The sequence below is a fragment of the Fulvivirga marina genome, assembly GCF_016775155.1.
In the GTDB taxonomy this organism is placed as follows: domain Bacteria; phylum Bacteroidota; class Bacteroidia; order Cytophagales; family Cyclobacteriaceae; genus Fulvivirga; species Fulvivirga marina.
The window spans coordinates 99631-113780 of the sequence record NZ_JAEUGD010000003.1; the positions used below are offsets into that span (position 1 = coordinate 99631).

11 protein-coding genes and 1 pseudogene are annotated in these 14150 nt (G+C 38.2%); 4 read left to right on the forward strand and 8 right to left on the reverse strand.

Translation table 11 applies throughout. From position 1 onward, the window contains the following. Window positions 1-2: 2 nt before the first annotated feature. The 5 genes from JMN32_RS01730 to JMN32_RS01750 all read right to left on the reverse strand — a co-directional run bounded on the left by JMN32_RS01730 (window position 3) and on the right by JMN32_RS01750 (window position 5328). Window positions 3-1286: a hemolysin family protein gene (locus JMN32_RS01730; RefSeq protein WP_202854554.1), complete on the reverse strand. Its 1284-nt coding sequence runs from the start codon at window positions 1284-1286 to the stop codon at window positions 3-5. A gap of 165 nt (window positions 1287-1451) precedes the next feature. Then, window positions 1452-1982 carry an LPS export ABC transporter periplasmic protein LptC gene (gene lptC, locus JMN32_RS01735; protein WP_202854555.1) on the reverse strand — a complete coding sequence of 177 codons (531 nt, stop codon included), beginning with the start codon at window positions 1980-1982 and terminating at the stop codon, window positions 1452-1454. Between the two features lie 57 nt (window positions 1983-2039). Further along, window positions 2040-3341 carry a hypothetical protein gene (locus tag JMN32_RS01740; RefSeq protein ID WP_202854556.1) on the reverse strand — a complete coding sequence of 434 codons (1302 nt, stop codon included), beginning with the start codon at window positions 3339-3341 and terminating at the stop codon, window positions 2040-2042. 15 nt (window positions 3342-3356) lie between these two features. Further along, entirely contained in the window at window positions 3357-4625 is a 1269-nt protein-coding gene (locus JMN32_RS01745) for a hypothetical protein (protein WP_202854557.1), read from the reverse strand. Next, entirely contained in the window at window positions 4618-5328 is a 711-nt protein-coding gene (locus JMN32_RS01750) for a type III pantothenate kinase (RefSeq protein WP_202854558.1), read from the reverse strand. The genes JMN32_RS01745 and JMN32_RS01750 overlap by 8 nt, the downstream gene beginning before the upstream one ends. A gap of 80 nt (window positions 5329-5408) precedes the next feature. Between JMN32_RS01750 and JMN32_RS01755 the strand changes: the two genes are divergently transcribed. Both JMN32_RS01755 and JMN32_RS01760 read left to right on the forward strand, forming a co-directional pair. Next, the gene (locus JMN32_RS01755) at window positions 5409-6494 is read left to right on the forward strand and encodes an anhydro-N-acetylmuramic acid kinase (protein ID WP_202854559.1); all 1086 of its coding nucleotides are present in this window, start codon (window positions 5409-5411) and stop codon (window positions 6492-6494) included. 536 nt (window positions 6495-7030) lie between these two features. Then, the gene (locus tag JMN32_RS01760; RefSeq protein WP_202854560.1) at window positions 7031-8542 is read left to right on the forward strand and encodes a sodium:proton antiporter; all 1512 of its coding nucleotides are present in this window, start codon (window positions 7031-7033) and stop codon (window positions 8540-8542) included. A gap of 348 nt (window positions 8543-8890) precedes the next feature. Here JMN32_RS01760 and JMN32_RS01765 read toward each other — a convergent pair whose 3' ends face one another. Next, window positions 8891-9274, reverse strand: coding sequence for a hypothetical protein (locus JMN32_RS01765; protein WP_202854561.1), 384 nt, complete (start codon window positions 9272-9274; stop codon window positions 8891-8893). 151 nt (window positions 9275-9425) lie between these two features. Between JMN32_RS01765 and JMN32_RS01770 the strand changes: the two genes are divergently transcribed. Together JMN32_RS01770 and JMN32_RS01775 are read left to right on the forward strand one after the other, a co-directional pair. Then, a complete protein-coding gene (locus JMN32_RS01770; protein ID WP_202854562.1) occupies window positions 9426-10058 on the forward strand; it encodes an ABC transporter ATP-binding protein in 633 nt (210 codons plus the stop codon). Between the two features lies 1 nt (window position 10059). Beyond that, window positions 10060-10859: pseudogene (locus JMN32_RS01775) on the forward strand (ABC transporter permease). A 282-nt stretch (window positions 10860-11141) separates the two neighbouring features. Here the strand turns inward: JMN32_RS01775 and JMN32_RS01785 are convergent. Beyond that, window positions 11142-12458, reverse strand: a complete 1317-nt coding sequence (locus JMN32_RS01785; protein WP_202854565.1) for an aspartate kinase — start codon at window positions 12456-12458, stop codon at window positions 11142-11144. 106 nt (window positions 12459-12564) lie between these two features. Next, window positions 12565-13473, reverse strand: coding sequence for a DUF4382 domain-containing protein (locus tag JMN32_RS01790; protein WP_202854566.1), 909 nt, complete (start codon window positions 13471-13473; stop codon window positions 12565-12567). Window positions 13474-14150 lie beyond the last annotated feature (677 nt).

Below are 14150 nucleotides of genomic sequence, written 5' to 3' on the forward strand. Positions count from 1 at the left end.
CTTTATTTATTTTCTTTAGTGTTGTTTTTTAGCGTAAGTTTTACAATGTCAATGCGAATATCGTGCGTTGATTGGATGGTAAACGAGAAAGGAGGTAACGAAACAGTGTCTCCCGGCTCAGGTAAATCTTCTGTTATCGACAGAATGAGCCCTCCCAATGTTTCATAATCTCCGGTGGGTAGGTCCCATTCATATTTATCGTTTAGATAATCTATTTCATGTCGGGCACTGAGAAGGTAATTGTTATCGTCCAGCTTTTGTTCCACCCAGTCTTCCACATCATGCTCATCCTGAATTTCACCAAATATTTCTTCTATAATGTCTTCAATACTTACAATACCTGATGTTCCTCCATATTCATCCACAACTAGTGCCAGGCTTTTTCTTTCACTGATGAACTGTATCATGAGTTCATTGGCAAGCATAGTTTCTGGTACAATTATTATTGGTGTAAGAATATCGGAGATTTTTTTTGGTTTTTTAAAGAGTTCCAGTGAATGGCAATAGCCAATTACATCATCTATTGACTCTTTGTATACAATAATTTTTGAATGACCACTTTCAATAAAAGCTTGTTTCAGGTCTTCTATTTTATCCTCAATATCAACGGCTACTATCTCAGTCCGAGGAATCATGCATTCCCGGATTCGAATGGTTTTAAATTCAAGTGCATTGTTAAATATTTTGGTATCAACTTCCACATTGGTCTCTTCATCAGACATCAAAGTGTTTTTGATATAATTGTTTAGGTCTGTTAGACCAAAGGCCGGTCGGTCTTCAGAGTATTGGTAGCCTATAACTTTAGTGATGATTAGTTTAGACGCAGATACTACTGCCCACACCAATGGTCCCATTATTTTATAGATCAAAAACATGGGGATTGCTAAAATAGAAAGCATCCAGTTAGGGTTGATAAGGAAGATGCTTTTTGGTAAAAACTCAGCGGTCAACAGCACTACTAGTGTGGAAAGAATAGTTTGAATGATCAATACCGAAACTTCATTATAAAGAGCTATCGGTAAAGACTCTCTAATCATTGGGTCTAAAAGCTTGGCCATAAATACACCATAGATCACCAATGCAATGGTGTTGCCAATCAGGGTAGTAGCTATAAACCTCGAGGGGTTATTGATGAAGGAGGCCAAAATATTGCCTGTACGATACCCTTTTTTCTTTTGTAGCTCTATGTGTAGCCGATCAGCGGAAACAAAGGCGATCTCAATTCCGGAAAAGAATGCCGAAAAAAGCAAAGTAAGCAAAATCGTAGGAAGTAGAGTCGGATCCATCAATTGGAAGGTTTTTCTTTATCCTTCATTATTTTATATAAAAATAGGAGACTTATGCATAACATAAAAATCCAATATGAATAAGCCAGGCCTACAGTCATTAGCTGATGAATGCCAATGACAAATAATCCTATGCAAGCCGAAAAAATTAGTGTTGGAATTAATTTACTCATCTTCAAGATAAAAGACACCTTCAGGTTTGGTTATTTCGTAGGAAGAGAAGTCCTGTTTAGCTACAAGACCATGGCCATACAAAACCTGATCGGGCAAAGTGATTGTGACAAATTCATCCGTGTACATTTGCTCTTTGTCTGGCTTCCAGAATAGCTCTTCTGTTTTTAGTTCCTGATTGTTTTCAATACTTTTGATTATTACATTTCCACGTCCGCGGTATTTATCCTCTTCTTTAAAATAGTATGCTTCATTGGCCTTAAGTGTTGAGGTTTTTTTACCGGTCTCATCATAAAATTCCATATAAAGACCCTCGGGGAACTCCATATCTCCACTGGCATACTCCCATAGTTTTTTGGTTTCCAGCTTTACCTTAACCGTTGCAGATTCGCTATAATAAAGGTCTAAGTTTTCGGCTTCCTGAAGGGGACCAGTATATGGCTCAGACACAGCAGACTTGTCCTCCGAATTATCGCAGGAGATAAAAAGAAGTAACGGTAGAAATAGTAGATACAGTTTTGTCATTAACCAAAAAAGGCCACAGGGATTACCCTATGGCCCTTGTTTATTTAATAGTACTTCTTAGTCTCGGCTTCTGATTGTAGTCGTTTCATTGATCCAACAATCTACAGTTATTTGATTACCTTTTGTATAATTATAGGTAAATATTTCTTCAGTTGAAGGGAACTGTTCTTTTGCAGACTGCATTGCTCTAGTATTTCCAGCTTTTTGGAACATATCATAAGCTATTAAGAAAACAGCTCTGTCTTTTACAATATCCTTTTCACCTTTGCAAGTATTGAAGCTGTTGAAGTACAGGTTACCGATCGCGGTGTATGCATCCTTACTAGTAGGGTCTACTGAAAGGGCTTTTCTATACATTGCACGGGCACCAGCTCCACCTTTTACAGCTCCCATTTGAATATACATCTCAGCTTTTTGACTTGGGTCTTCAGTTAATCCTAAGGCCATTTCAAAGTAGCTAACAGCTTTTTGGTTATCACCACTGGCTTTGAATTTAAGACCAAGGTTTTTAGCAAGTCCATAGCTAGGTTCTTTTTCCTGAATCACTCTTCCTGCTTCTAACCAAAGAGGGTCGTCAGTACATTTGCCATTAAGCATGAAAGCAAAGATCTTTTTGGCTAATTTAAGGTCATCAGGACTTTCTTTGAATTTTGGAGCAAGGTTTTCTCTTACAAAATCGCAATCTACGTCGATTACACTTACCAATAACCCATCAATTTTACCTCTGTAGTCTGTAAGTTTATCTACGTATTTTCCTCCCTTTTGGATTTGGTTGTCAACAGTCTCCATGATTTTGTCATACCTGTTTAGAATCTCAATATCGGACAAGTTATCAAGATACTTTTTGTTGTAAACCACAACGCTCATATAGGGTACGTGCATGTAGTAATCCACGTTTTCACCACCCAATTCATAAGCTTGATCGAAAAGCTCAAGCACATTTGCCAATTCGCCTTTCTTTTTTACATTATAGCGATAAGCAGAATAAGCCTTTCTGGCCATAACATCTGCCTTTTCATTACAATGCTGCATTCTCATGTCATAGATCAACATAAGAGAGTCAATATAGATATCTTTTTGAGCCTGATCTTTAGTTTCATCAATCAAGCCCTTATATATCTTTTCTCCGTTGATGTAGATAGAGGTGTTTAAGTTAGGAGCGTTTTTTAGTAACCATTGGTGAGGTGCCTTTGCCGCTTTAAAGTTATCGTTTCTTAATGCATCTGTATATAGTACATTTTTTTCCTCGGCCTTAGCCCTGTCTTCGGGCCAGTTCCAACCTTCGCATTGCGCCTGAGCGAAGTAAGGTAGTATAATTGCCGCTAACAATAAGATGCGCTTCATCATTTTACTTTTCATAACTTATTTAATTACTTAATCATATTTTCTTTTAATAAACCACTGGTCGTTGAAGTTGAAACCCAGGTAAACCTTAAAGTAATCTTCACTGATTAGGTTATCCTGTACATCTCCTCGTTGCCCGTATTTAAAAGCCATATCAAGACTAGAGAATCGACCAACTGGTAAAGACCAGCCAAAATTGATGCCAAAGTCTTTAACTTGGTTGCCGTTAATAGTATATGGAGTCTCTTCATAATCAAGTCCGAGTCGATAAGTCACTCTTTTTAGATATGAAGTTACTGAGCCATAGTCGGGAGTGAATTCCCCTCCTAAGGTTATTTTTAGTGAGTTTTGAAGGTTGTCGCTATTATCGCCCGAGAAGTCTTTATAGTCAGACCACTGCTGTATTTTAACGTCAACCCCTGCCAGCCATTTAAATCCGTTACTGAAAGATATTCCAGCCCCAATGGCCTGTGGTATAGTTATATTTCCACGGATGGTATCATTTTTAGCATTTAAGATAGGTCTGTCTACTTGCTCGAGTCCAAAGCTCTGTGAGCTTTTTGCTTTTACATCCGCATTAAAGTCGTATGTTAAACCTGCTTTAAATTTTATTTTATTGCTGAAGATGGAGTCCTGATTGAATGCCAACCCTGCTGAGAACAAAAAATCAGAAACAGAGAATAATTCTTTGTCTACCGCTGAGTATGCTGCAAGGTTTTCATCTAACAATATATCGGAATATTTTGTCTCTATAGAGCTGAAGAGGTAAGTGGCTCTGAGACCAACAAAAAAGTTTTTGTTTATAGCTACACCGTTAGACCAGTAGAATTGATTGAGTCCACCAGATCCTTCTTCTGTAAATTGGACTTCTGTGTTAGTACCTGGAACCACATCAGTATAGCTGAATTCGTAATCGACATTGCTGTATGGCATAAGGCCCAGTGATGTAGTCCATATTCCTGGCTTCACAGGGAATGCCATAGCCAGAAAGTTTAAATTTCCTCCTGAGTTGGTTTCAGAGGTTGTGCTGTTTTCAATGGTTCTTCTTTCTCCAATAAAGCCCGCTGTAAAAATAGTTAGTGAATTATAGGGAAGAAGAGCAGGGTTGATATTGTTCAGGTGCCAGTAACTTCCATTGCTTATGCCTAGCCCCCCCATTCCCTGATTATGCACAAGGCTCATATCATATATATCTCCCAGCCCTCTTGAGGTAAATGGTGATTTGGCTGCCTGCCCCCACACATTGACAGTTATAACGGTCAATGCTACTCCTAACAAAACACTTTTAATTTTATGCATTATAAAGTAAAATCCTGTTTAAGCCCCTGAGAACCAATTCCGGGGCTACAAATATGCTAGCTTTCAGTTTGTTTTCAAAAAATTCGGCGTCTCCACCGCAGATAATAATCTGCAAATGTCCGAATTTGTCACTATACATCCGAATAATTTCTCGTATTTCAGCAATAGCGCCATTAATTACACCACTTTGTATAGACTCTTTAGTCGATTGTCCAACAAGGGGCACGTCTTTTTCAAACTCTATCAACGGCAGATTGGCGGTAAAATTATGCAAGGCTTTAAATCGCAATGAGATTCCTGGAGAAATACACCCTCCATGGTAGGTAGCTTGACGGTCAATGAAGTCATAAGTGAAGCAAGTTCCTGCATCTATAACCAGGCAGTTAGATTCGGGGAAAGCTCCTTGCGCACCAGCTACGGCGGCAATTCTGTCCAGTCCTAAAGTTTGTGGCGTTTTGTAACCAATTTTAAAAGGTAAAGGAAGGTCTGGCCTTAGTATGGTAGTAGGTATACCATTCAGTTTTTGCTGTATATCTTCAATGCTTTTACTGACGGAGCTAACAATAACATGTTCGGGGTGAAAATCAGCAATTACTTTATCAATCTCGGAGAGTTCCATGACTTTAATGACTTCGATCAGTTCATCTCCTTTAAATAATCCTGCTTTGGTAAACGTATTACCAAAATCGAGTGCTAAGTTCATTTTTAATTTCGAAAGTGATAAAATTCTTAAGAGATTAGCTGCTTTCTAAAAAGTGGTGAATAAGGTTGAGTACCAAAAATATGAAAAATAAGGAGAAGTATAAAGTGATCGGCCTAATGTCGGGAACGTCATTAGACGGTTTGGATATGGCTTATTGTGAGTTTGAACTTCAGGCTGGTGTATGGCATTATAAAATTAAAGCAGCGGAAACCCGCGGTTACCCTGAAGAGCTGTACAATGGTTTGCAGGCGGGTGTTAAGCTTTCAGGCTATGAATTGACGAGACTGGATGTACATTTGGGGCGATGGTTTGGAGAAGCCGTAGCATCATTTATTGATAATCATAGGCTTGCCGTTGACTTTGTTGCTTCTCATGGACATACGATTTTTCATCAGCCAGAACTTGGGATAACCAAACAGATTGGTAATGGTAATATTATAGCCGCAATAAGTCAGTTGCCAGTAGTGTCTGATTTTCGTACACTTGACGTTGCGCTTGGAGGACAAGGTGCGCCGCTGGTACCTATAGGGGATGCCTTGCTTTTTCATGAGTATGACTTCTGTTTGAATCTTGGGGGAATAGCCAACATCTCGTTTGATAACCAAGGAAAGCGTCTGGCCTATGATATATGCCCTTGTAACATGGTTTTGAATTACGTTGCCAGCAAAGAAGGATGTAGCTATGACGAAGGGGGAGCAATAGCCAGGGAAGGTACTGTTATTCCTGAGTTGCTTACCGTGTTAAATAATTTGGACTTTTATAATCAACCTTATCCAAAGTCATTAGGTTATGAATGGGTGAAAGATAATGTGATAAGCAAGATCAGTAATTATGACATATCTTCTTTTGACTTGATGAGGACATTGGTTGAACACATAACAAATCAAATAAGTCGAGCCATAACGGGGGCAGGGAAAAGTCAAAGGTTATTGGTTACCGGAGGTGGTGCCTTTAATAAGTTTCTAATACAGCGGATTGAACAGAGTTTAAAGAGTGAGGCTGAAGTTTGTGTGCCTGATGATACTACCGTAAATTATAAAGAGGCTTTGATCTTTGGTTTTTTGGGAGTGTTGAGATCATGTGGAGAAGTGAATACTTTAAGTAGTGTTACAGGGGCTTCAAGGGACAGTTGCACCGGAGGTATTGTAAATCCCTTTCTTCATTAGTACATTATGTAGTAATATAGTGTAAATTAATACTTTGCCAAATGGATTTAAAGAACAACTCGCCGGAAGCTCCTTTATGGCGCAATAAAATCAAAAGAAGATCTTCAGGCTGACCCGGTCTACTGATGAGCGGCTGTTGGGTGGTGACTTTATTACCAACCTGATTCGAACAGGCTATTGCCTGAAAATTCATTATAAGGGGGAGCTTTATGGCATATCTCTGAAGTGTTGAAAAAGCCAAACCTACCAAATTAAGGAGATTTCCCTACTGGTTTTGAGCATAGTTATTTGGTTTGGCTTCCATCAGAAGCAGCTATGTTTTCTGAAAAGTAAAACCTGGAAATACAGTTTAATTTCAGACTTATTATGAGACAATTAGAATAACCGTTCGTAAATTTTAACTTCTTATTAACCGTCGGAGATATTAGAAATTGATTGATATTCTATACCTTTGAGCGCGGAGAAGAGGTTGAGAGTGATAAAATTACCGCAATAAACCTTATTGGAATTAGTTTTTATATAAAATAAAAGTCTTGGTGAGAAAAGCGCTTTACAACATTTTACTAATCTTCATATTTTCGTTTACTATTTCCCCATTACTTGGCGCTTCAAGCATAACTCTGTCAACCGAAAGTGTTGAAGTAAAGGAAGTTGTGGATCAGGAAAATCAACAGCATGGAGATTCAGATCAGACTCATGACCAGGAAGAAGCTCATCATGCACCTCCGGGATGGACTGTTATTCCTTTTGTGATGTTACTACTGATGATCGCGACTGGACCTCTTTTTTATGAGCACTTCTGGCATAAGAATTACCCTAAGGTAGCCATTGCCCTGGCTGCAATTGTTGTATTTTATTATTTGTTTGTTCTTCATAATACGCATGGTCCAGTTCATGCGTTAGCTGAATATGTTCAGTTTATTGCCCTTCTGGCTTCGCTATATATAGCCTCAGGGGGTATTATGATTGATATTGATAAAAAGTCAACTCCATTGGCCAATGTCATATTACTCTTAGTTGGGGCCATAATTTCTAATTTGGTAGGAACTACAGGAGCATCAATGCTTTTAGTTAGGCCATTTATTAGGTTGAATAAAACCAGGATAAAGGCCTACCATATTATTTTCTTCATTTTTATAGTTAGTAATGTTGGCGGTTCACTAACCCCAATTGGTGACCCTCCACTATTTCTTGGTTTCTTGAAAGGAGTTCCGTTTTTCTGGACACTGGAACATAACCTTCTGCCGTGGGCGTTTGCGCTAGCGCTCCTGTTAACTACCTTTTATGTGTTTGATAAGAGAAACAAGTCTAATTATGGTTTGTCAGATGAAGAGATCACATATACTAATAAAATTAAACTGATAGGACTTAGAAATTTTTTCTGGCTTGCTGTAGTTATTGGTTCTGTTTTTCTTGACCCTAATGTACTTGACTGGGTGCCTGCTATTGAATATGACGGTCAGAAATTTTCTTTTGTAAGAGAGATTATCATGTTTTCAGTGGCATTTTTCTCTTTCAGGTTTGCTAATAAAAATGCGATTACTGGAAATGAGTTTAGCTTCGAACCTATTCGTGAAGTCGCCTTTATCTTCATAGGTATTTTCGGAACCATGATGCCGGCATTGGAGCTAGTTGGTGGCTTTGCTGCTTCACCTGAAGGTTCAAAGCTGATAAGCCATAACACACTTTACTGGGGTACTGGTATGCTTTCAGGCTTTTTGGATAATGCTCCTACATATATAAACTTCCTCACCGCTGCGTTAGCGTCACAGGGGGCTAGTATCAATAATATTTCAGAAGTAGTGGCCTTTGCTGAAGGTGGTACTTTCTTCGATAGTGTTCTTGATCTAAAGGCAATATCAGTGGCAGCAGTTTTCTTCGGTGCTTTGACCTATATCGGTAATGGACCTAATTTTATGGTAAAATCAATTGCTGAACAAATTGGTATAAAGATGCCTTCTTTCTTCGGTTACATTATCCGATTCTCTATTCCATTCTTACTTCCACTTCTGCTTTTAGTATGGTTGGTGTTTTTCGCGTTTGTCTAAAACGGGAGCTATGATCAATTACAATAAGCCTGAAATTCAGATCTGTGACTAATGGTGAGGGAGGTAGTGAAATGATTTTTCACTATAAAAAGTGAGAAAATATTGTGACGTGCAGGTATTCAGGGGCTGATATAAATGGCGGGCATTTTATAGGACTCGTCGATGGACAAGGTGCACTCGACATGAGATGCCATCAGGTAAACACTAAGATCGTAACTGGAATATGCAAGCCTACACCTGAAATATTGTCAAATGGAAAGATAAGGTTCCATGAAAATTGGCAGTGGACTTTAGGGATTTGAGTAAAGGCTCATCACTTCTGGAAGAAACGTGAGCGCATACTCTGGTTTACTGATATTTCTTTTTGTGCCTATCGTAGTATTTCTGGGGCCTGTCTCCACTATAATTCAGGTCAATTTTGGCCGCCGCTTTTAAGTCAATCCCCTTTAATATAGAAGGTAACTTAGCAGACACCTCCCAACCTTTCCCGGAAACAGAGATATAAACACCTTTTTCGTTGTCATAATAAACGTCATGGTCTTTGAAAAATACGTACCTTGTTTTGGCTCTGTAACCATGTGCCGGAGCCCAAGGAGGAGGACCAACACTTTCCTTAGCTTTGTATTTCTTGTTTTTATTCTTTCCGCTCTTTCCTTGACTGAAAGAGTCAGTACCAGATGCCCAAACTATAAACAGTGTAAGTAGTAATATCTTTACGATTGTTCTGTTCATGATATAATATATTGTAAAGGTAAATACCATTCCTCGCCTTTGCGTAACCAAATATCTGGACTTAAATCTCAGTTTTATTTATTTGGTAGGGAATAAAGACACGTTTTAATTAATTATGCGACTCTTCATAAAGTAGACTTTGTCGGGATCTATGAATATTATTAGTTTAAAAGACATTGATTTGAAGTTTGGTTCAAAGCATGTTTTCAAAAGCTTTGGACTGGACATCCAAAAAGGTGAAAAAGTTAGAATTAAAGGTAAGTCCGGAGTAGGAAAAACGACTTTGTTTCGATTGATTTTGGGTTTTCTGAAACCGGAAAAAGGGAATATACTGTATGATGGACTTAAGCTTGATAGTAATTCCGTATGGGATGTGAGAAGGTCTATAGCATATGTGAGTCAGGATATGAGTATTGGAGAGGGACTTGTTAAAGATTTTCTGGAAGAAATATTTTCTTATGAGGCAAATAAACACCTGAATGTTGACCTGGAAAATATACTGACATTATTCCGTCAGTTTGATCTGAGTGGGGAGCTATATAGAGGTAGAATCTCAGACCTTTCAGGGGGAGAAAAGCAACGGGTAGGCATTGTTGCATCAATACTCTTGGATAGGTCTACCTATTTGCTTGACGAGATCACATCAGCTCTTGATGAAGCGTTGAAAGAAAAGGTTGCAAGGTGTTTTTTAGGGCTTAATGAGAAAACGATACTTATAATTTCACATGATCAGGTTTGGGAAGCAGAAAATGTTAAATTGATAGATTTGGATAGTTTGAATTGATATGAATGGCTCTCAAGACATCTCAACCGTAGCATTGGCTCTGGCCTACTTGCTTCTTTTAATCCCCCTAATACTGGCATATTATTTTAACATACGTATTGTAAAAAGGCTTATTATCTCAGTCATAAGGATGACTGGTCAACTGTTTGTGGTAGGCATTGCCCTAATTTATTTTTTTAAGCTGGATAATAATTGGCTCAATGCGGCCTGGGTTATTGGAATGATTATTTTTGCAGCAGTTTCAACGGCCAATAACAGTGAATTAAATTATAGGATATTTCTGTTCCCAATTTTTTTGGCATTTCTGGTGTCGACAGGCCTGATTTTATGGTTTTTTAATGCAGTGTTGGTGGACCTAAATAATGTATTTGATGCCAGGTACTTGATTGTGATTGGGGGTATGCTTTTAGGAAATTCCCTGAAAGGGGATATTATTGGCATTTCTAAATTTTATGAAGATCTTAAGAAAGATGAAAAGCGATATCTGTACCATTTGGCGGCGGGAGCGAATCAAAAGGAAGCTATTGTTCCATTTTTTAGAGATAGCATGACAGCAGCTCTGAAGCCATTTATCGCTAGTATGGCTACTATGGGGGTGGTATTTTTCCAGGTATGATGACAGGACAAATTATTGGTGGAGAAGAGCCTGAGACTGCTATTAAATATCAGATTGCCATTATGCTGGCAGTTTTTGTTGCCACTACTCTGAGTGTATCATTGACTATTTTTATTACTTATCGGCAGGGTTTTGACAGCTACGGCGTTTTGAAAAAAGATATTTTCCGAAAAAGCAGAGGCTAACCTTTAATAGTGCTTCTGAAAGAGGATCTTAACCCTTAGAAAGTTTGCAAGTGTTCAAACTTCATATTGAAGTGAACCGTGCGTAGACTCGAGGGTATTTGTAGTCTTTCTTAATGTGTGGTATCTACTCTTGCTGATACAGTTTTAGTCATGACCTTAGTAAGGCATACTATTAATTAAGCAACAGAAATTCTTAAGACTAGGGTAAAGTTGATTATGTAATATGACCTTGGTCTCAGAGGGTTGCCGAAAACCCTCTGAGACTGCTCCTAATATTAGGTCTTATTCGAAAAGACCTTTATTGAGTGCTTTTAACATTTCAGAGGTGTAACCTGAATCTATAAGCAACGAAATATTATTTTTACTTCCGCCGTAAGAAACCATTCTTACTGGGATATCTGAGATTGAAGTAAATATCTTTTTCAGTACCCCCTTTTTAGCGGAAACCATGCTACCTACTATGCAGATGATAGTCTGGTTTTTGTCTATCTCTACTACCCCAAAGTGGTTCAACTCTTCTACAATTTGATCCAGGTGCCTGGACTGGTCAATAGTTACGGATACAGCCACCTCGGAAGTAGTGATCATATCAATAGAAGTCTTATACTTCTCGAAAATTTCAAATATCCTCCTCAAAAAACCATGGGCCAATAGCATTCTGGTCGATTTTATTTTTATGGCAGTAATCCCCCCTTTGGCGGCAATGGCTTTTACATCAACGTCACCACTTGTATTACTAATGACCGTGCCTGGGGCATCATGGTCGATGGTACTTTTTAGTCTTACAGGGATACCATATTTCTGAGCAGGTAATATAGAGGATGGATGAAGTATTTTAGCTCCAAAATAAGCTAACTCTGCAGCCTCATCAAATGTTAATTCTCGGATAGGAAAGGTGTTTTCAACTACCCTTGGATCGTTATTGTGCATGCCATCAATATCAGTCCAGATCTGAACCTCTTCAGCTTGAATCGCAGCACCTATAATGGAAGCCGTATAATCACTACCTCCTCGTTGTAGATTATCTGTTTTACCTTCATGGTTTCTGCAAATAAAACCCTGAGTTACGTAAAGTTCGCAGGGATTATCTGCTATTAATTTTTTTAGTTTTTTAGAAATCTCTTCAATTTCAGGCTCTCCATCCTGATCAATTGTCATGAAATCAAGAGCAGGAAGCAATATATTGGAAATACCTGACTCCAACAGGTACTGATGGAATAAATTAGTTGACAGGATTTCACCATAAGCCAATATAGTTTTGTTATTACCTTGATTGAAATCAGGAATAAGGGTCAATGCGTTTATTTCGGTGAAGTATCTTTCAATAATCTCTTTCCCCTTTCCTTTGCCATCGACAGTGCTTAACAGGCCTTCAATAAAATCTTTATAATGCTTCTTAAGGCTTGCTACCTTTGATTTGGCCTCGTCCTGTTTTCGCGATAATAATAATTCTCCGATCTCTACCAGCGAGTTGGTAGTTCCGGAAACCGCAGATAATACAACGATTTTCGACTCCTTATCAGACATGATAAGGTCGGACACTTTGTGCATGCGTTCGGGCATGCCTACCGAGGTCCCTCCAAATTTGTAAACAAACATTATAATATAGATTTTAAGATTTGTGGTAAATTTAAAACTGATAGTCAATAAAAAAGCCCCGTCTGGGGCTTTTTTATTGACTTTTCAAAAATTGGACTTCTTAATGCTAATTTAGCAAATTAAGCTCCAGATCGAGCTCCAATTTAGTACCTGCTTCAAGCGTGACATCCTGATATGAACCTATAAGCTCTACATACCCACCGTTTTCATCATAAGAGGCAAAATAGAGATCATATGTTCCTGATTTCATAAATGCCAGCGTAAAATCTCCACCTATAATTACACTGCTGGTTACTGCATTGGGAAACCTTATTTCACCTTCAGCAGGTTCATTTGTTTCAGACTCTGTAAAAGTGTCATTTTCATAAGCAAAAGCTACTACTTTATTGTAGCCGGCGCTATCCAGATTGTCCGGTTCAAAGTGTCCGTTGATCATGGCGGCATCTTGGTTGGCAATGAGTCTTATAGTAGGTTTAAGGATAAAGTTACCGCTGTTTCCGGCTTTAACCACTGCCTTGCGTACATCAAAATCTAATGTAACACCCACTACACCACCAACAGGGATAGTAAATTCTCCCTTGGCTTTATATCCTGATTGACCACCACTTGGTACAAAAAGAGGTTCTTTACTGCCATCAAGGTATTCAATGTAAGACCCTTCATTTTGTATTTGGTCATTTACCTTCTCCTGAATATTTAAAATAAGACGCACTTCACTATAAGTACCTGCATCCATTTCATTTTCTGTTAGCAAGAAAGCCTCTCCATTTTGGTAGCTAAGTAGATCAATATCAACTGGTTCTTCAAACTCATCAATCGTTTCCCAACCTTCGGGGCCATTAGCTTCTACGCTGTTTACAGATATTATAACTGCCGCTACATTGTCGTCATCAATAGGGGCATCTGTAATGTAGATGCTTGCCTTTCCCTTTCCATTTGTGGTATTATCATCGTTACATGCAGTAAATATCATTGCTGATAAAAACACCACACTTAACATTTTAAGCATTTTCATAGTTTTATGTTTTGTTAAACTTAGGTTAGTTTCAAAATAAACGTTTAAACAGGTAAATTGATTTCTGAAAACTACAAACGAGTTAAGTGTTCGGATGAATGGGTATATATATCGGTGGAATGTAATTGTTAGATCTATAGATGATTAAAGGTGATATTTCTCCAAAAAAACTTCAAAAATGCTTAAACCTATGCTTAATCATAAAGTGAGTTAACAAAAAGGCTATTCAAAACCTTTATGTTTGGTTAAGATATGTTTGAGTGAATTCCTGATTTTGATCTACCACACTGCTTGAACGTAGCATTGGCAAACCGGACATCACCTTGGGGCGGAGTATCTATTTCATTTTATTCAAAACGCTTATTTTGATAAACAAAGGCTAATGGTTATTTACCTGTCTCTCATCGTTTTCATTACATGTAGCGAATATTGCGAAAGACAATAGCAATGCAATGCATTTGGTACTTTATAGCTTCTGATTAGCCTTAGATGTTTCTTAAAAAAGAATTCTACCAGAAAACGAGTGAATGAGGGGAATATTTATGGGGAGAATAGTGAAGCTGGATATTGTCAGGTGAAATGCTTTACAGGGTGTTGAGTGTCTTAAATAAAAAAAAGAGGCTGTCTCAAAAGTCTCTCAAAAGAAAGGCTGGCGAAAATTCTATCGCCAGCCTTTT

Bases quoted from the DNA above. Each gene is read 5' to 3' on its own strand.
- JMN32_RS01730 (WP_202854554.1), bottom strand. From the start codon at position 1,286: ATGGATCCGACTCTACTTCCTACGATTTTGCTTACTTTGCTTTTTTCG.
- lptC (WP_202854555.1), bottom strand. From the start codon at position 1,982: ATGACAAAACTGTATCTACTATTTCTACCGTTACTTCTTTTTATCTCC.
- JMN32_RS01740 (WP_202854556.1), bottom strand. From the start codon at position 3,341: ATGAAAAGTAAAATGATGAAGCGCATCTTATTGTTAGCGGCAATTATA.
- JMN32_RS01745 (WP_202854557.1), bottom strand. From the start codon at position 4,625: ATGCATAAAATTAAAAGTGTTTTGTTAGGAGTAGCATTGACCGTTATA.
- JMN32_RS01750 (WP_202854558.1), bottom strand. From the start codon at position 5,328: ATGAACTTAGCACTCGATTTTGGTAATACGTTTACCAAAGCAGGATTA.
- JMN32_RS01755 (WP_202854559.1), top strand. From the start codon at position 5,409: ATGAAAAATAAGGAGAAGTATAAAGTGATCGGCCTAATGTCGGGAACG.
- JMN32_RS01765 (WP_202854561.1), bottom strand. From the start codon at position 9,274: ATGAACAGAACAATCGTAAAGATATTACTACTTACACTGTTTATAGTT.
- JMN32_RS01770 (WP_202854562.1), top strand. From the start codon at position 9,426: ATGAATATTATTAGTTTAAAAGACATTGATTTGAAGTTTGGTTCAAAG.
- JMN32_RS01785 (WP_202854565.1), bottom strand. From the start codon at position 12,458: ATGTTTGTTTACAAATTTGGAGGGACCTCGGTAGGCATGCCCGAACGC.
- JMN32_RS01790 (WP_202854566.1), bottom strand. From the start codon at position 13,473: ATGAAAATGCTTAAAATGTTAAGTGTGGTGTTTTTATCAGCAATGATA.